General features: G+C 71.0%; 18 protein-coding genes. 8 read left to right on the forward strand and 10 right to left on the reverse strand.

Translation table 11 applies throughout. From position 1 onward, the window contains the following. Complete coding sequence (locus tag OG361_RS21580) at window positions 1-825, reverse strand: ABC transporter permease (protein WP_405855886.1); 825 nt, start codon at window positions 823-825, stop codon at window positions 1-3. Then, window positions 822-1,724: an ABC transporter ATP-binding protein gene (locus tag OG361_RS21585; protein ID WP_405855888.1), complete on the reverse strand. Its 903-nt coding sequence runs from the start codon at window positions 1,722-1,724 to the stop codon at window positions 822-824. The genes OG361_RS21580 and OG361_RS21585 overlap by 4 nt, the downstream gene beginning before the upstream one ends. 134 nt (window positions 1,725-1,858) lie before the next feature. Between OG361_RS21585 and OG361_RS21590 the strand changes: the two genes are divergently transcribed. Then, the gene (locus OG361_RS21590; protein ID WP_405855890.1) at window positions 1,859-2,425 is read left to right on the forward strand and encodes a GNAT family N-acetyltransferase; all 567 of its coding nucleotides are present in this window, start codon (window positions 1,859-1,861) and stop codon (window positions 2,423-2,425) included. A gap of 71 nt (window positions 2,426-2,496) precedes the next feature. Here OG361_RS21590 and OG361_RS21595 read toward each other — a convergent pair whose 3' ends face one another. The 7 genes from OG361_RS21595 to OG361_RS21625 form a co-directional block, all read right to left on the reverse strand. Further along, window positions 2,497-4,047, reverse strand: a complete 1,551-nt coding sequence (locus tag OG361_RS21595) for a type IV secretory system conjugative DNA transfer family protein (RefSeq protein ID WP_405855892.1) — start codon at window positions 4,045-4,047, stop codon at window positions 2,497-2,499. After that, window positions 4,048-5,472 (reverse strand): ATP-binding protein, encoded by a 1,425-nt coding sequence (locus OG361_RS21600; protein WP_384570084.1) that lies wholly within the window; start codon window positions 5,470-5,472, stop codon window positions 4,048-4,050. It abuts the gene before it with no gap. 20 nt (window positions 5,473-5,492) lie between these two features. Next, window positions 5,493-7,046: an SCO6880 family protein gene (locus tag OG361_RS21605; RefSeq protein WP_405855894.1), complete on the reverse strand. Its 1,554-nt coding sequence runs from the start codon at window positions 7,044-7,046 to the stop codon at window positions 5,493-5,495. Further along, entirely contained in the window at window positions 7,043-8,359 is a 1,317-nt protein-coding gene (locus OG361_RS21610; protein ID WP_405855896.1) for a hypothetical protein, read from the reverse strand. Before OG361_RS21610 ends, OG361_RS21605 begins: the two co-directional genes overlap by 4 nt. Beyond that, entirely contained in the window at window positions 8,349-9,188 is an 840-nt protein-coding gene (locus tag OG361_RS21615; RefSeq protein WP_405855898.1) for a hypothetical protein, read from the reverse strand. Before OG361_RS21615 ends, OG361_RS21610 begins: the two co-directional genes overlap by 11 nt. A 109-nt stretch (window positions 9,189-9,297) precedes the next feature. Then, window positions 9,298-9,606, reverse strand: coding sequence for a hypothetical protein (locus tag OG361_RS21620; protein ID WP_017242359.1), 309 nt, complete (start codon window positions 9,604-9,606; stop codon window positions 9,298-9,300). A 269-nt stretch (window positions 9,607-9,875) separates the two neighbouring features. Next, window positions 9,876-10,448, reverse strand: a complete 573-nt coding sequence (locus tag OG361_RS21625; protein ID WP_405855900.1) for a TetR/AcrR family transcriptional regulator — start codon at window positions 10,446-10,448, stop codon at window positions 9,876-9,878. 114 nt (window positions 10,449-10,562) lie between these two features. On the opposite strand from OG361_RS21625, the gene OG361_RS21630 reads away from it, so the two are divergent. From OG361_RS21630 to OG361_RS21650, 5 genes are all read left to right on the forward strand, one after another. After that, window positions 10,563-11,432 carry an NAD(P)-dependent oxidoreductase gene (locus OG361_RS21630; protein ID WP_405855902.1) on the forward strand — a complete coding sequence of 290 codons (870 nt, stop codon included), beginning with the start codon at window positions 10,563-10,565 and terminating at the stop codon, window positions 11,430-11,432. Window positions 11,433-11,584: 152 nt separating this feature from the next. Continuing rightward, window positions 11,585-12,613, forward strand: a complete 1,029-nt coding sequence (locus OG361_RS21635; RefSeq protein ID WP_405855904.1) for an NlpC/P60 family protein — start codon at window positions 11,585-11,587, stop codon at window positions 12,611-12,613. Between the two features lie 213 nt (window positions 12,614-12,826). Further along, window positions 12,827-13,549 (forward strand): phosphatase PAP2 family protein, encoded by a 723-nt coding sequence (locus OG361_RS21640; RefSeq protein ID WP_405855906.1) that lies wholly within the window; start codon window positions 12,827-12,829, stop codon window positions 13,547-13,549. A gap of 316 nt (window positions 13,550-13,865) precedes the next feature. Next, window positions 13,866-14,708, forward strand: coding sequence for a hypothetical protein (locus tag OG361_RS21645; protein ID WP_405855908.1), 843 nt, complete (start codon window positions 13,866-13,868; stop codon window positions 14,706-14,708). A gap of 166 nt (window positions 14,709-14,874) precedes the next feature. Next, window positions 14,875-15,054, forward strand: a complete 180-nt coding sequence (locus OG361_RS21650; protein ID WP_384570060.1) for a hypothetical protein — start codon at window positions 14,875-14,877, stop codon at window positions 15,052-15,054. Between the two features lie 70 nt (window positions 15,055-15,124). Here OG361_RS21650 and OG361_RS21655 read toward each other — a convergent pair whose 3' ends face one another. Then, complete coding sequence (locus OG361_RS21655; protein WP_384570057.1) at window positions 15,125-15,490, reverse strand: metal-sensitive transcriptional regulator; 366 nt, start codon at window positions 15,488-15,490, stop codon at window positions 15,125-15,127. 193 nt (window positions 15,491-15,683) lie between these two features. Here OG361_RS21655 and OG361_RS21660 point away from each other — a divergent pair, with 193 nt between their 5' ends. Further along, on the forward strand, window positions 15,684-16,304 hold the full coding sequence (locus OG361_RS21660; protein ID WP_327163361.1) for a DUF47 family protein: 621 nt from the start codon (window positions 15,684-15,686) through the stop codon (window positions 16,302-16,304). A gap of 6 nt (window positions 16,305-16,310) precedes the next feature. Further along, window positions 16,311-17,309 (forward strand): anion permease, encoded by a 999-nt coding sequence (locus OG361_RS21665; protein WP_405855911.1) that lies wholly within the window; start codon window positions 16,311-16,313, stop codon window positions 17,307-17,309. Window positions 17,310-17,447: the final 138 nt, after the last annotated feature.

A 17,447-nucleotide genomic window follows, 5' to 3' on the forward strand; every position in this document is an offset into this window, starting at 1 on the left:
TCATACGTCCCGGCGCTTGAGCAACAGGGCGGGGACGGCGAGTGCCGCGGCCGCCCACAGGAACAGGGCGAGGAGTGCGGCGCCGGGGGAGGCCGCGCCGGGCATCGGGGTGGCGGAGCCGAGGGCTCCGGCCGCCTGGGTGGGGAAGTACCGGACGGCCGTGTCCATCGCCTCGTACGGGAGCATCCCGAGGATCTCGGGCACGATCAGGACGCCTCCGACGAAGGCGCCGATGGCGCCCGGCACCGAGCGGAGGGCGGCGCCGAGACCGAGGGCGATGACGCCGAGGAGGGTGACGCCGGCGGCGTTGCCCGCGAGGGCGGCGAGGACGCCGTCGTCGGTGAGGGAGGCGGCCTGGTCGGTGTCGGAGAGGAAGACCTGGGCGGTGAGGAAGGTGAGGACGGCGGTGACGAGGGAGAGCGTGGAGACGACGGCGGTGTAGACGGCGGCCTTCGCCCACAGGACGGGGAGGCGGCGCGGGACGGCGGTGAGGGAGGCGCGGACCATGCCCGTCGGGTACTCGCCCGCGGTGACGAGGATGCCGAGGACGGCGAGGGCGATGCCGCCGAGCTGGGAGCCGTAGAGGCTGAGGACGACGGTGTCGACGTCGGAGTCGCCGCCGTCCGAGGTGTACGTGGCGCCCATGAGGATGCCGACGCCGAGGAGGAACGCCGCGGCGGCGCCGACGGTGATCCAGGTGGAGCGGACCGTCCGGAGCTTGTGCCATTCGGAGCGGATGATCCGGAGGGGGGTGAGGCCGTAGGGGGTGGTGGGGACCGTGGTGTTGGGGACGTGAGCGGTGGGGACGTTGGCGGTGGTGGTCATGCGGGGGCTCCCTGGTACTCGACGGCGTCGCGGGTGAGGTGCATGAAGGCCTGCTCCAGGGAGGGGGCCTGCGGGGTGAGTTCGTGGAGGGGGAGGCCGTGGGCGGCTGCCGCGCGGCCGATCTCCGGGGCGTCGAGGCCGGTGACGAGGAGGGTGTCGGGGGCCTCCGCGGTGAACCGTGCGCCGGGGAGGAGCCCGCGCAGGCGGTCCGCCTCCGGGGTGACGACCTTGATGGAGGCGCCGCCGGAGGTCCGTACGAGCTCGTCGACGGTGGTGTCGGCGAGGAGCCGGCCCTTGCCGATGACGATCAGGTGGTCGGCGGTGAGGGCCATCTCGCTCATCAGGTGGGAGGAGACGAGGACGGTACGGCCCTCGGCTGCCAGGGACTTGAGGAGGGTGCGGATCCAGAGCACGCCCTCGGGGTCGAGGCCGTTGACCGGTTCGTCGAGGACGACGGTGGCCGGGTCGCCGAGGAGCGCGGCGGCGATGCCGAGGCGCTGTCCCATGCCCAGCGAGAAGCCCTTCACGCGCTTGCGGGCGACGTGGGTGAGGCCGGTGAGGGCGAGGACCCGCTCCACGCGCGCGTGGGGGATGCCGTGGGTGTGGGCGAGGGCCATCAGGTGGTGGTAGGCGGAGCGGCCCGGGTGGAGGGAGCGGGCTTCGAGGAGGGCGCCGACCCGGGTGAGCGGGGCGCGGTGGTCGGCGTAGGGGCGGCCGTCGACGGTGGCGTGGCCGCGGGTGGGGGCGTCGAGGCCGAGGATCATGCGGAGCGTGGTGGACTTGCCGGCGCCGTTGGGGCCGAGGAAGCCGGTGACTGCGCCGGGGCGGACGGTGAAACTGAGGTCCTGGACGACGGTCGTGTCCCCGTACCGCTTGGTGAGGTTCTCTGCTCGGATCATGGCGTCGACGCTACGGAGGGGGTGGCGGTCGGACGTCGGACCGCGGGAGTGGACCGGGCCACGGGCGTAGTACCGGGGTACGACGGTGGAAAAGACCTTGTCAGGGGCGTGGAGCGATGGCGAGGATCGTCGTCATGGACTATTCGATACGTACGATCCGCGCCGACGAGTGGGAGCGGACTCGCGAGATCCGGCTGGCCGCGCTCCAGGACCCGGTCGCGCACCTCGCGTTCCTCGACACCTACGAGGCCGCCGTGGAGCGCCCGGACGCCTTCTGGCAGGAGCGGGCCGAGGGGGCTTCCGAGAGCGGCGGCGGGAGCGTGCGGCAGTTCGTGGCCGAGGCGCCGGACGGGAGCTGGGCGGGCACGATCACGCTGCTCGTGGAGCGGCCCTCGGACGAGGTGCGCTTCGGCGAGGCGGCGAAGGTCGAGCAGACGCACATCGTCGGGGTGTACGTACGCCCCGGGGCGCGGGGGAGCGGTGTGATCGACGCGCTGTTCCGGGCGGGTGTGGAGTGGTCGTGGACGCTGTCGGAGCCGCCGGTCGCGCGGGTGCGGCTGTACGTCCACGAGGAGAACGCGCGGGCCGCCGCCTTCTACCGCCGCTTCGGGTTCGTGGCGACGGGTGAGCGGGTGCCGGTGCCGGGGAGCGAGACGGCGCAGGAGCTGGAGTACGAGCTGCTGCGGCCCGCCGCCGGCTAGGGGCGGCCGTTCAGGGGGGGCGGGTGTGTCGCTCGGGGCGGAGGTTGTGGCTCGGGGCGGCGGGCGTGCGCTCAGAGGCTGAGGGAGCTCTCCGGCCAGGTCTCGGGCCAGTTCTCCGGCCAGCGGGCGCGGGCCTGTTCGCGGGAGCGGAGGAGCGCCAGGGTCGGGAGGCCCTGGTCGTGGCCGGTGGCGAGGAGCTCCGGGAGGTGCGGGAGCGGGGCCACGGCGGCGACGTCGTCGAGGACGAGCGTCAGTGGTGGGTCGAGCCGACCGTCGGATGACCGTGCGGCCATGCGGCGGCCGTGCTCGACCACGCTTGCGGCGAGGGCCGTGCGGAGCGGCATCGCGCCGGGGTGGGTCCGGGGGTCCTCGATCGGTTCGCCCACCAGGTAGAGGGTGCCCCCCTCGGGGAGGAAAGATGCGAGCGCCAGCGAATCCGTTCGATTCGGTACGCAGGCCTCGCGGATGTGGATCGAGGACAGGGCGGCGAGCGCACGGGCCGTCAGTTCCTGGGCGAGGCGGCGGCTTTCCGGGTGGGCGGTGAGCGCCGATTCGAGGAGGCCGGCGAGGCCGGAGGCGGCCTTGGGGTGGCTGCGGAGGATGCGTACCGGCTCGTGGGCGCCGGCGCCCTGGGCCCAGCGGTGGACCTGGCGGAAGGGGCGGCCGTCGACGGCCGCGGCGTGCAGCCAGCAGCGCAGGAGCGTTTCGGCGGTGTCGGCGGTGGCCGCGTCGAGGCGGGAGTGCGGGCGTACGGGGGCGAGCAGGGAGACCGCCCGTTGCTGGGCGACGGCCGGGTCCTCGCAGTGCTCGGACGGCGACCAGTGGAGCCGGGCGGGGGTGTCGCAGAGGTGGCCGGGGTCGTGGACGAGGACCGGGCCGAGCTTTCCGCGCGCGTCCTTCGTCGACGACCAGACGGTGGGGTCGGAGGTGATGACCAGTACGGGTCCCTCGGCGTCCCTGATCGCCTGGACGGCAACGGGGCCGCGGGCCTCCGGAGGGCCGTAGAGGATGCGGGGGTTGGCCGAGTGTGCGGGCGAGGGGGTGGCCGGCGGGAGCGGTTCCGTCGGGCGCGTGTCCGTCGGGTGCGTGTCCGTCGGGCGGCGCGGGGCGGGCGGGGCGGGGGCGGGCTCCCGGAGGGGCGCGGGCTCGTCCCGTACGGGCAGGGGCTCGTCCCGTACGGGTTCCCCCAGCGGGTCCCGTACCGGCTCCCGTACGGGTGGGGACTTGCGGGCTGCTGCCGGAGCCGTAGCCGTGTCGTACGCGCCGGTCCTGCGGTTGGCGCGGACCGCGCGCCAGCGGGCGATCGTGCCGAGCGCGAAGACGGCGAGGACCATCAGGATCATCGCCTCCCCGATCAGCAGGCCCCAGAACAGCCCGTACCCCGAGAGCTGACCCGCGGGGGTGCCCGGCCAGGCCGACGCGAGGTCGGTCGGGGCGGCCGCCAGGGAGCGCAGGGCCGCGGGGGTCCGCGTCAGGGCGACCCCCTCCGGCCAGGCGCCGTGGGCGAGGAGACCGCCCAGACCGGTGGCCGTCCAGACCAGGCCCGTGAGACAGAGGAGGAGGGCGAACAGGCTGAGCAGCAGCCCGTCGGAGATCCCCCCTCCCTTCCGTGCGTTCTCCATCTACGCCACCGTCGACTGCGAGGAGCCGTTCATCTGCTGCTCGATGAGGACCGCCCGCTGCTCCGCCTCCCACTCGGCGGCCCGGAGGTCCTCCGGCAGGTCGTCCGGGAGATCGTCCGGGAGGGAGGCCTCGGTCATGGCGCGGTCGGTGTAGACGAGGGGGCGTTCGCGTTCGGTGATGAGGTGTTTGACCACCTGCACGTTGCCGTTGACGTCCCAGACCGCGATGCCGGGGGTGAGGGTCGGGATGATCTCGACCGCCCAGCGTGGCAGGCCGAGGACCCGGCCCGTGTTGCGTGCCTCGTCGGCCTTCTGGGCGTAGATGGTCCGGGTGGAGGCCATCTTGAGGATCGCCGCGGCCTCCTTGGCCGCCGCTCCGTCGACGACGTCGGAGAGGTGGTGGACGACGGCGACGAAGCTCAGACCCAGACGGCGGCCGAACTTGAGCAGGCGCTGGAACAGCTGGGCCACGAAGGGGCTGTTGATGATGTGCCAGGCCTCCTCGACGAGGAAGATGCGCTTCTTCCGGTCGGGGCGGATCCAGGTGTGCTCCAGCCAGACGCCGACGATCGCCATGAGGATCGGCATGGCGATGGAGTTGCGGTCGATGTGGGAGAGGTCGAAGACGATGAGGGGTGCGTCGAGGTCGATGCCGACGGTCGTCGGGCCGTCGAACATGCCCCGGAGGTCACCGTCGACCAGCCGGTCCAGGACGAGGGCGACGTCCAGGCCCCAGGCCCGTACGTCGTCTATGTCGACGTTCATCGCCTCCGCCGATTCGGCCTCGGGGTGGCGGAGCCGCTCGACGATGTCGGTGAGGATCGGCTGGCGGTCGGTGGTGTGGTCGGTGACGTAGGCGTGGGCGACCTTGAGCGCGAAGCCGGCGCGCTCGTCGAGGCCGTGGCCCATCGCCACCTCGATGATCGTGCGGAGCAGGGCGAGCTGTCCCGTGGTGGTGATCGAGGGGTCGAGGGGGTTGAGGCGGATGCCGGAGTCGTTGGCGACCATTGGGTCGAGCCGGATGGGAGTTATTCCCAGCTCCTGCGCGATGAGGTTCCATTCGCCGACGCCGTCCTCGCCCTGGGCGTCGAGGACGACGACCTGACGGTCGCGGAAGCGGAGCTGGCGGAGCACGTACGTCTTCTCGAGCGCCGACTTGCCGTTTCCGGACTCGCCGAGGACCAGCCAGTGCGGGGCGGGGAGCTGCTGCCCGTACAGCTGGAAGGGGTCGTAGATGTATCCCTTGCCGCTGTAGACCTCCCGGCCGATGATCACGCCGGAGTCGCCGAGGCCGGGGGCGGCGGTCGGCAGGTAGACGGCCTGGGCCTGTCCGGTGGAGGTGCGGACGGGCAGGCGGGTCGTCTCCACCTTGCCGAGGACGAAGGAGGTGAAGGCGTCGGTCAGGACGGACAGCGGATCTCGCATCGGTCGGTGCCCCTTCGGCCTTAGCGGCGGATGCCGGTCGCGAACGGCAGGGTGTTCACAAAGGCCCTGTGGTGCTCGCGGTCGCACCACTCCAGCTTCAGGTACGACTTGCCGGCGGAGGCCCTGATCGTGCGCTTGTCCCGGGCGAGGGCTTCGGGTGAACGCGACGACACCGTGATGTACCCGACGAGGTTCACTCCTGCCGCGCCACTGGCGAGATCTTCACCCCGCTGGTCGAGCCGGCCGTGGGCGGCGATGTCGCGCGGGTCGACGGTGCGGTTCATCTTGGCGGCGCGGCTGGCGTCGGCCTCGTCGTTGGTCTTCTCGGTGAGCATGCGCTCGATGGCGACCTCGGTGGGCTCCAGGTCCATGGTGACGGCGACCGTGCGGATCACGTCCGGGGTGTGGACGAGGAGCGGGGCGAGGAAGTTGACGCCGACCGGGGTCATGGGCCACTCCTTCACCCAGGCGGTGGCGTGGCACCAGGGGGCGCGGGTGGAGGACTCGCGGGTCTTGGCCTGGAGGTACGTCGGTTCCATCGCGTCCAGTTCCGCGGGCCAAGCGTTTCGTTTCGTCATGGCCTGGATGTGGTCGATGGGGTGGTCAGGGTCGTACATGGAGTGGACGAGCGAGGCCAGCCGGGACTGGCCGAGGGGCTGGCGTACGCGGATGTCGGCCTCGGCGAGGCGGGCGCAGATGTCGGTGAGCTCGCGGGCCATGACGACGGCGAGGCCGGCGTCGCGGTCGAGCTTGCGGGCGCCGGAGGCGTGGCGGGCGGCGCGGGCCATGGCGTTGGCCTCGGCGGCGAGTTCGCGCGTGTAGTGCATGCAGGCGACGAGGTAGGCGCGGTGCTGCTCGCTGGAGGTGGAGACCATCGACTGGAGCTGCTCGTACGACTCCTTGAGCCAGGCGGGCGCGGCCGAGTCGCCGCGCTGGCCGACGTCCTTGGCGTGCGCGTCGGGGTCGGCGGGGAGGGTGCGGGCCAGCATCTGGAGGCGGGTCACGAAGCCGTCGCCGTTGGCGACGTGCTTCAGGAGGGTGCCGAACCGGTCGACCAGGGCCTCCTGGTCCTCGCTGTCGCGCAGGCCGACGCCGGGGCCCTCGATCTCGATGGCGGCGGTGACGGTGCGGCGGTCGGCGTGGAGGAGGACGGCGATCTCGTCGGGGCCGAAGGGGGCGGCGAGCCAGCCGACGCGGCCGATGCCGGGGGGCGGGCCGACCTCGACCTCGCGGCCGTCGAGGCGGGTGCCGGACTCGGCGGCGACGGAGCGGTAGGCCGTACCGCGCTTGAGCATGCGCTTGTAGCTGCGGTTGATCTCGAACCACTTGTAGAACGTGCGGTGCTTGTACGGGAGGTACACGGCGGCGATCGCGAGCATGGGCAGGCCGGCGAGGAGCGCGATCCGGAGGGGGAGGAGGGGGACGAGGAGTCCGCTCATCATGCCGAAGAAGGCGCCGACGATGATCAGGGCGATCTCGCCCGTCTCACGGTTCTTGCCGACGATCGCGTTGGGCCGGGCTCGGCCGACGAGATACGTGCGGCGGGGCGCGACCGGCTGGGACTGGGTCGTCAACGCCCTCCACCTCCAGAGTGCTTGCGGTTGCTGTGCGGGGTTCCCGCGGTGGGACTGCTGCTACGGGGTGCGGGTGGAGGCGTGGCTCCGCCCCGGCTGTCGCCACCGCGGCTGCTGTGGGCGGCGACGCCGCCGGCGAGGGGGTTGGCGGGGCGGGCCTGGGAGCCCTGGCCGCCGCCTCCGCCGCTGTCGCGGGTGCTGTGGGTCTTGATGCCCTGGGAGACGAGGGAGGCGGGGGAGGAGATGACGGCTGCGGCCGTGTTCTCGCCGGCGCGGTGGAGGCGGTTGTTGCGGGAGGCGACGATCTCGTCGCCGAAGCCGGGGACGAAGCGGTAGATCATCGCGGAGGCGAAGATGGCGAGCAGGATGATCGCGAGTCCGGAGACGACGGCGGAGAACGAGTTCGGGCCGGTGCCGGAGGAGAGCGCCCCGGCCAGGCCGAGGACGATGACGATGACCGGCTTGACCAGGATCACCGCGATCATGATGCCGGCCCAGCGGCGGACGTGGCCCCACATGTTCTTGTCGACGAGACCGGAGTAGACGACGACGCCGAGGAGGGCGCCGACGTAGAGCATGACGGCGCGGAGGAACAGCTCCAGGAAGAGCACGCCGGCGGCGAGCACGGTCACCAGCGACACGATGATCAGCATGATGGGGCCGCCACCGATGCTGTCGCCCTTCTGGAGGGCCTGTTTGAAGCTGCCGAAGAAGATGTCGGTCTGCTGGCCGGTGCCGGAGGCGATGACCTCGGTGACGGCGTCGGTGGCGTTGACGACGGTGTAGAGGATGAGCGGGGTGAAGGCGGAGGCGAGGACCGTCAGCCAGAGGAAGCCGATGGCCTCGGAGAGGGCGGTGGTGAGGGGGACGCCTCGCATGGCGCGCTTGGCGACGGCGAGGAGCCAGAGGAGGAGGGTGAGGAAGGTGGCGGCGGCGAAGACGATGGCGTAGCGGCCGAGGAAGGCCATGTTGGTGAAGTCGACGTCGGCGGTCGTCTTGACGGCCTGGGAGAGCTCGTCGATGACCTTGATGGCGGCGTCGGCGCAGCCGCGGGCGAGGGCGGCGAGGGGGTCGAGGGCGGCGGTGGGGTCGGTGAGGGGGGTTTTGCTCGTGCCGCCACCGCTGGGGCGACCGTTCTCGCAGTAGTCCCTGGCGGGGCCACGAATGAGGTCGCAGGGGTTGTTGCTGCCGCTGGGGCTCGGGGTGGGTGTGGGTGCCGCGAAGGCACGGCCGGCGAAGAGCATGATGGCTGTCTGCGCCGCGCCGAGTGCCGCAGCGATCTTCACGCCGCGAGGGAGGCGCTTACCGGGCATAGGTGAAGCCTCCGAACTGGCCGACGGCGTCCGCCATCTCCTGCGCCGTGGACGCCCTCTGGTCACGCCCGACGGGTACCGGGCCGTCCTTCTGGCTGAAGTCGGTGACCTTCCAGTCACCGTTGACCCACTGCAGCTCGTACGAGCTGGTGTACCAGGCTTCGGAAACGGGGTTCTTGGAGCCCTCACCGGCCAGCCCGAACAGTGACGAGTACCAGACGGACACGGTGGCCCTGTCGTCGGCGTAGCTCTCGACCTTCGATCCCACCGGAATGACGCGGGAGATGAACGTCAGCCCTTGCGGCGTGGTGCCGTCCTCCTGGAGACCGATCCGGCTCAGGAAGCCCTTGTCGGCGTACACCTTGTTGAGATCGCCCTGACGGGCAGTGACCGCGGCCGGTGTATAGACCGCCTGAACGATCTCGTTCCGCGTAGAGGTCTGGAACATCTCGGCCGAGCCGAGCGCCACCGCGTAGTTCGTCGCCGCGCTCTGGGCGCCCTGGTCCGTGTGGGCGAAGCCTGTGGGGAGTTGGCCGTTCTTGCCGGTGACCGGGCGGATGCCCGTCGCCGCCGTGGGGGCCGTCTTGCCCGGGGTGCCCGAGGAGGGTGCCGCCGCGTCCGCCGGGTCGCCCTCGCCGCGGTTGGCGAAGGCGATGGCCGCGATGAGGAGGACCACCACGCCCACGACCGTGATCAGGGAGCGGGAGCTGCGCACGGGGCGGCGGGCGCCGCCGTAGACGTCGCCGCTGTTGCCCTCGGGCAGGCGGGTCCGGGTCTGGCCCGAGCCGCCCACGCCGCCGAAGCCGTCGTGCTCGTCGCCGAGACTCATGCCGGGTACGCCCCCTCACTCGTTCGCGGGTACGACAGTGCTGCAACATGACTGGGCATCAGGGAACGCAACATCAGCAGGCCTCAGGAGGATGGAGTCCGACGGGGAATCAGACGGCCATCCCGTACACGATGGTGAACAGCGTCCCCAGCGATCCGATGATGAAGACACCGGTGAGGCCGGCCACGATGAGGCCCTTGCCCTGTTCCGCGCTGAACGTGTCGCGGAGCGCGGTCGCGCCGATGCGCTGCTTGGCCGCTCCCCAGATGGCGATGCCGAGGCAGAGCAGGATGGCTACGGCCATCACGACCTCGATCATGATCTTGGCCTCGGCGCCCAGGCTGCCGAAAGGGCCCCAGTTCGGGGCGATTCCACCGATGATGGTGGTGATGTCGCCCTTTTCTGCCGCCAGGTACATGTAACTCACCGCCCCTGTTGGGTAGTTAACTGCCCCTGCCGGACGGCATGGGTCATCGCCCTATCTTCGCTGATGAAACCGCTCGCGTGTGACGCCTTGACGGGTCTCTTTACCCGATCACCGCACACTTGACCGGTCTGACCGTCTTGACCTGCGGTGGTGTGGCCGGTTTCTATGCGAAGAAGCGTATGGTCACTCTGTGTATCACGGAGGGTGACTCCGGGCAATGATTGTCGTTGTTCCACTCTTGGGGCGCCGTCGCGCGGCGGTCAGACGTACGAGGCGACCAGCCGCGACAGATGACGGCCCGCCAGGAGGAGCGGGTCCTCGCTGCGGGTGACCTGGGCGGTCACTTCCGCGCCTTCGAGCGTGTTGATGACGGTGGCGGCCAGTTCGCGGGCCTCGGGGGAGGGGAGTCCGCAGCCGAGGAGCTTGTCGGCGACCAGGTTCTGCCAGGCGTGCAGGGCGTCGGCGCAGGCCTGCTGGATGGGGCTGTCGGGGCCGAGGGTCTCCAGGGCGGCGGCGGTGACGGGGCAGCCGTCGATCCAGTCGGAGGCGCGGAGTTCGCGGGCCAGTAGGCGCGCGCAGGCGTCGACGGCCTCGGCGGGGTCGTCCGCGCCGTCCAGGGCGGTGCGCAGGACGTCGGCGAACTCGTCGCGGCCGTGCGCGATCGCCGCGACCGCGACGGCTTCCTTCCCGCCGGGGAAGAAGTGGTAGACGGAGCCGAGGGTGGCCTCCGCCTCCTTCGCGATCTGCTTGATGCCCGTTCCGACGTAGCCCTGGCGCTGGATGAGGCGTGCGGCGGCGACGACGATCCGGTCGCGGGTGTTGCTGGTCTGCATGGGGCGAGTCTAGTCGGTGGAGTGAGTAGAGCGTTCGTTTTAGAGCGTGCTACGGTCAGGCCCAGTCGCTGAATAGAGCGTTCGTTTTAGCTCGCCCAACGATGGGGGACACCTGTGAAGAACGACCTTTCCGTCACCGTCATCGGCCTCGGCCCCATGGGCCGCGCCATGGCCGGCGCCTATCTCGACCGGGGGTACGAGGTCACCCTCTGGAACCGCACCCCGAGCCGCGCCGCCGAGCTCGTGCGGCGCGGGGCCGTCCTCGCCGCGAGCCCCGACGAGGCCGTCGCCGCCAACGGGCTCGTCGTCCTCAGCCTCACCGACTACGACGCCTTCTACGCCGTCCTCGACGCGGTCGACCCCGCCACCCTGGCCGGCCGGGTCCTGGTCAACCTCAGTTCCGACACCCCGCAACGGGCCCGGGAGGCCGCCGCCTGGGCGGCGGAGCGCGGCGCCGTCCAGCTCACCGGCGGCATCCTCGTACCGCCGTCCGGCGTGGGCGACCCGGCCGCCACCGCCTTCTACAGCGGACCCCGGGACGTCTTCGACGCCCACCGGGCCACCCTCTCCGTGCTCACCGGCACCGACTACCGCGGCGAGGACCCGGGGCTCGCCGCGCTCTTCTACCAGCTCAACATGGTCATGTTCTGGACGGCGCTCACCAGTTACTGGCAGGCCGTCGCCCTTGCGGGCGCGCACGGCATCACGGCCGGCGAACTCCTGCCGTACGCACGGAACGCGCTCGACCTCGGCCAGTTCCTCGACTTCTACACGCCCCGGATCGACGCCGGACACCACGGCGGTGACGTCGACCGCCTCACCATGGGACTCGCCAGCGCGGAACACGTCCTGCACACCGTCACCGACGCCGGCGTGGACGGCGCCCTGCCGGCCGCGATCGTCGACCTCTTCCGGCGCGGCGTGGAGGCCGGACGCGGGGACGACAGCGCCTCCAGCCTCGTGGAGGTGCTCAAGAAGGGCTGAGGGGTGAGGGGTGAGGGGGATGGGGGGAGTGGGGCCGGTGGGAGCGGTTCGGTCGGACCTGACGGGCTATTGGTCCGTGTCGAGCCCCATCCGACCCCTCGCCGCCTAGACTGGCCCGGGGCGTACTGCCATGAACCGAGGGGTGGTTGACGGTGCGTAGGGCTGGCAAGGCGTGGCTGGTGGCCGGCGGGGCCCTCGGGGTCTGCCTCAGCTTCGTCGCACTGGTCGTCGTCGGTACGTACTCCGCCGCCGCCGGACTCATCGGCGGCGCGGGCAGCTCCAAGAACGGCACCGTCGCCCTGGCCAAGGGCTCCGTCCCCGCCCTCTACCAGGGGCTCGTACAGCGGTGGGGCAATCTCTGCCCCGCGATCAACCCCGCCCTGCTCGCCGCCCAGCTCTACCAGGAGAGCGGCTGGAACCCGCGGGCCGTCTCCTCCGCCGACGCCCGGGGCATCGCCCAGTTCATCCCCAGCACCTGGGCCGGTCACGGCGTCGACGGCGACGGGGACGGCGACCGGGACATCTGGGACCCCCAGGACGCGATCCCCTCGGCCGCCTCGTACGACTGCGAGCTCGCCGGCTACGTGAAGAACGTGCCCGGGGACCCGGCGAACAACATGCTGGCCGCCTACAACGCGGGCGCGTACCGGGTGATCAAGCACGGCGGGGTGCCGCCCATCAGCGAGACCCGGAACTACGTGCGGATCATCCGCTCCCTGGAGAAGAGCTTCGCCCGGCCCGTGGGCCGCGTCGAGCCCTCCAAGCAGGCCGCGGGCGCCATCTACTACGCGCAGCAGAAGCTCGGCACCCCCTACCTCTGGGGCGGTACGGGCACGGCGGCGCAGAATGGCCGGTTCGACTGCTCCGGGCTGACCCAGGCCGCGTACGAGAGCGTCGGCATCGAGCTGCCGCGCGTCGCCAACGACCAGTACAACGCCGGGCCGCACCCCTCGCGCGACGAGCTGCTCCCCGGGGACCTCGTCTTCTTCTCCGACGACCTGACCAACTCGCGGGCCATCCGTCACGTCGGCATCTACGTCGGCGGCGGGTACATGATCGACGCCCCGCGCACCGGGGCCGTGATCCGCTTCGACAGGATCGACACCCCGGACTACTTCGGCGCGACCCGGGTCACCGCGGAGGGCGCGGCGGCGCTGCCCACCCATCTCCCGCAGACGTAGGTACAGGAGACGGACCGTCGGGTCGTATGGGACATGGCCGGAACTCTCCGTCATGCGCTGGCCCTGAGCTGCGGGGCGCCATCACTCTTCGATAACGTCGTCATGATCCACCGGAGAGAGCGGAACGCGCGCCTCAGGCAGTTCGTTCCCTGATCCGAACGCTCTGACCACGGGGGTGGGAAGACAGACACGAGAAGCAAGGGGCCGCAGCAGATGGCTGGACTCGCATCGGACGGTTCCAACCCCGATGTCAGCCTGCTCTACGACATCAACGGGCTGGCGAAGGCCGCTCCGCCGTGGTTCGACCGCGTCATGGAGTTCGTCGGCGAGTACGGGATCATGCTCGGGATGGTCCTGGTCGTGCTCTGGTGCTGGTGGAGCGTCCGTCGCGCCGGCACCCTCGGTGACTCCGTCTCCGCCGTCGCCGGGATCGTCTGGGCCCCCCTGGCCGCCGGTATCGCGCTCCTGGTCAACATCCCCATCCGGGGCTTCGTCGAGCGCCCCAGGCCCTTCAACGACCACCAGGGTCTCGACGTCCTCGTCGAGGGGAAGACCGACTTCTCCTTCGTCAGCGACCACGCGACCATGGCGATGGCCCTCGGCGTCGGCCTCTTCGTCGCCCACCGGAAGTTCGGCCTCGCCGCCATCGGCCTCGCCCTCGCCGAGGGCTTCGCGCGGGTCTACATGGGCGTGCACTACCCGACCGACGTGATCGGCGGCTTCGCCCTCGGGACGGCGGTGGCGCTGCTCCTCGCGCCCGTCGCGCTCGCCCTGCTGACGCCCGTCGTCTCCGCCGTCGCCCGCTCCCGCCGCGGCGCCCGTCTCGTCCGCTCGCGGCGCGTCGAGGGACCGCGACGCCCGGAGGCCGTCGACATCCCCGAGCCCCGGCTCGGCGGCCCGGCCACCGGGACCGACCAGAACGACCTCGCCGCTTAGGGCCCGTCCGGCGTCCTCAACCCGTCGACGCGGACGTCGACGTACGCAGGTGTTCCGAGGCGTCCGTACGTGCTCTCTCCCGCGATCTGCGGGCCGGGCCCGCCCAGCCGCAGCTGCAGCGTGCCAGCGCGAACGAGCCGCGCTCCGTCATGGTGGTCGTGTGGGGGGAGGACTCCGCGTGCACACAACCACCGTACTGCGCGTGACGGCTCGCCTGGGCCGTCGTTATGCGGATCGGGTGTCCCCTGGACCCGCGGGGACCGGGGGACGTGCGGTCCCGGGCAAACAGCGGTGAGGCGTTGGGGGTTGGCAGGCGATGGTGGTGCAGCGGTACGGGCGGCCGCACGGTCGCGGGAGCGGGGCGGTCGCCGTCACCGCAGCCCTCTTCGGCTCCCTCGTGGGGGTCCCGGCGGTCGCGGGGTGCGCCGCCCCCGAGGACCCCAAGCCCGCGGTGGACCCGCTCCTGGCCGTGCGGAACGCCGCCGACGCGCTGACGAGGGCCGGCACCTCCAAGGCGAGCACCTCCATGGAGATGGCCGCCGGCGGGACCCGGGTCACCATCCGGGGCGAGGGCGGCTACGACTTCCGCCGCCGCACCGGCCGGCTCCAGGTGCTGCTGCCCAAGGACGCGGCGGGGGCCGACGAGCACCGGCCCATCACCGAGCTCCTCACCCCCGGCGCGCTCTACATGAAGAACCGGGGCGCCGGAGTGCCCGCCGACAAGTGGGTCCGCGTCGACACCACCACCCTCGACGACGGGAACCTCGTCACGGGCGGGGCCACCGACCCGGCCGCCGCGGCGGAGCTGCTGCGGGGCGCCCGGCAGGTCACGTACCTCGGCCAGGTCGATCTGGCCGGGGTGAAGGTGGCCCACTACCGGGGCGTCGCCGACATCGCCCACGCCGCCCGGGTCGCCTCGCCGCAGGTGCGGGGGGCGCTCGCCGCGGCGGCGAAAGGGTTCGCCAGGGACACCGTGCCCTTCGACGCGTATCTGGACGGGGAAGGCAGGCTGCGGAAGGTCCGCCACCAGTTCAGCTTCAGCAACCAGGGCCGTACGGTCGCGGTCGCGTCGACGACCCTGCTCTACGGCTTCGGGGTCCGCGTCCAGGTGGTGCTGCCGGACCGGCGGGACATCTACGCCGGGAAGATCAAGGCCTGAGCGGGGGCGGGCCCCGGGCTCCGGTCCCGGTCCTGCCCCGGCCCCCGGGCCCGGGTGGTTTGGACCATCGCCAAATGGTCCGGACGTGTCATGCGCGCTGCGTGGCGTCCTCCCTACGCTGGGAGACCGCTGGGATTCAGACACCGGCAGGAAGAGGTGACCGCACGTGGCTCCGCCCGGTACAGCGACCGTGCCCGCAGACCTGGACTGTGTCGCCCTCGCCGAGATCGAACTGTGCGGCGAACTGATCATCGCGGCCTCCGCCGCCGACGGGGAGCGCCTCAGCGCCGACCGGATCGACGAGGTGCTGAGAGTGGCCGCCGAGCGGGCCGTACGGGAACGCTGACCGTACGGCCCTCCGCCCCGGGCATGGGGCGCATGGTGAACGGGGAGTACGCGGAGTGCGGGGATCCGGCTCAGGTGCGCATCATGCGGGCGATGGCCTTCGTGGCCTCCTCGACCTTGGCGTCGATGCCCTCCCCGCCCTTGGCGGCCGCGTCCGCGACGCAGTGCCGCAGGTGCTCCTCCAGGAGCTGGAGGGCGAAGGACTGCAGCGCCTTCGTCGACGCCGAGACCTGCGTGAGTATGTCGATGCAGTAGACGTCCTCGTCGACCATCCGCTGGAGGCCGCGGATCTGGCCCTCGATCCGGCGGAGTCGCTTGAGGTGCTCGTCCTTCTGCTTGTGGTAGCCGTGCACGCCGTGGTCGTGACCGGCAGGCTCGACGCCCTCGACAGCCTCGACGGTCGCGGGGGTGACCTGGTCCGCCTCGGTGGTCGTCATCGCGTCCTCCCGTTGTCCAGAAAGGGGGTGTATACCCCTCGTGGGTATATGGTACCGACCCCTGCCGATCCGGGCGGGGGCCCGTGCAGTTCACTGTGCCTGATGGGCGACACTGAGAGGACGCCGGTTAGCCGTGGCCGGATGATGCGCCTAGCATCAGCCTGACCGAAACCCAGCACCCCGAGGACCTCACGTGCGATTTCGTCTGACCCCCAGGGAGACGAGCTTCTACGACATGTTCGCCGCGTCCGCGGACAACATCGTCACGGGCTCCAAGCTCCTGATGGAACTGCTCGGGGCGGAACCTTCCGCCCGGGCCGAGATCGCGGAGCGGATGCGGGCAGCGGAGCACGCCGGCGATGACGCTACCCACGCGATCTTCCATCAGCTGAACTCCTCTTTCATCACGCCCTTCGACCGCGAGGACATCTACAACCTCGCTTCCTCCCTCGACGACATCATGGACTTCATGGAGGAGGCCGTCGACCTGGTCGTCCTCTACAACGTCGAGGAGCTCCCCAAGGGTGTCGAGCAGCAGATCGAGGTCCTCGCCCGGGCTGCCGAGCTGACCGCCGAGGCCATGCCGAACCTGCGGACGATGGCCAACCTCACCGAGTACTGGATCGAGGTCAACCGGCTGGAGAACCAGGCCGACCAGATCCACCGCAAGCTGCTCGCGCAGCTCTTCAACGGCAAGTACGACGCCATCGAGGTGCTCAAGCTCAAGCAGATCGTCGACGTGCTGGAAGAGGCGGCCGACGCCTTCGAGCACGTGGCCAACACGGTGGAGACCATCGCGGTCAAGGAGTCCTGAGGCTTCGTGGACACCTTCGCTCTGATCGTGACCATCGGTGTCGCGCTCGGCTTCACGTATACGAACGGATTCCACGACTCCGCCAACGCCATCGCCACCTCGGTGTCGACCCGGGCGCTGACCCCCCGGGCGGCGCTGGCGATGGCGGCGGTCATGAACCTCGCGGGTGCCTTCATGGGCAGCGGGGTCGCCAAGACCGTCAGTGAGGGGATCATCGAGACCCCGACCGGCGACCAGGGGATGGGCATCCTCTTCGCCGCGCTGGTGGGCGCGATCATCTGGAACCTGGTCACCTGGTACTTCGGTCTGCCGTCCTCCTCCTCGCACGCGCTGTTCGGCGGCATGGTGGGCGCGGCGCTGGCCGGTGGCACCGAGGTGCTCTGGGGCGGCGTCCTCGACAAGGTCGTCATCCCGATGTTCATCTCGCCGGTCGTCGGTCTGGTCGCCGGTTACCTGGTCATGTGCGCGATCATGTGGATGTTCCGCAAGGCCAACCCGCACAAGGCCAAGCGCGGCTTCCGTATCGCGCAGACGGTGTCGGCGGCCGGCATGGCGCTCGGCCACGGTCTGCAGGACGCCCAGAAGACGATGGGCATCGTGGTGATGGCCCTGGTCATCGCAGATGTGCAGCAGTCCGGCGACGACATTCCGGTGTGGGTGAAGATCGCCTGTGCCGTGATGCTCTCGCTGGGTACGTACGCGGGTGGCTGGCGCATCATGCGGACGCTCGGACGCAAGATCATCGAGCTGGACCCGCCGCAGGGTTTCGCGGCGGAGACGACGGGTGCGTCGATCATGTTCGGCTCGGCGTTCCTGTTCCACGCGCCGATCTCGACGACGCACGTCATCACCTCCGCGATCATGGGTGTCGGCGCGACGAAGCGCGTCAACGCGGTGCGGTGGGGTGTCGCCAAGAACATCATCCTGGGCTGGTTCATCACCATGCCCGCGGCGGCGATCGTGGCGGCCGCGAGCTACTACGTGGTGAAACTGTTCTTCGGCTGACGGCCGGCCGTTCGATCGGTGGCCGGAAATGGTTGGGCCCGGCTCCCCTGTGGGGGAGCCGGGCCCTTCGTCTTGCGGTGGCACCGCCATGCAGCACCGCAGACGTACTTGCCCCGCACGTGGTCACCCTGGGCCGGG

It is taken from the genome of Streptomyces sp. NBC_00090 (genome assembly GCF_045160815.1).
Classification (GTDB): domain Bacteria; phylum Actinomycetota; class Actinomycetes; order Streptomycetales; family Streptomycetaceae; genus Streptomyces.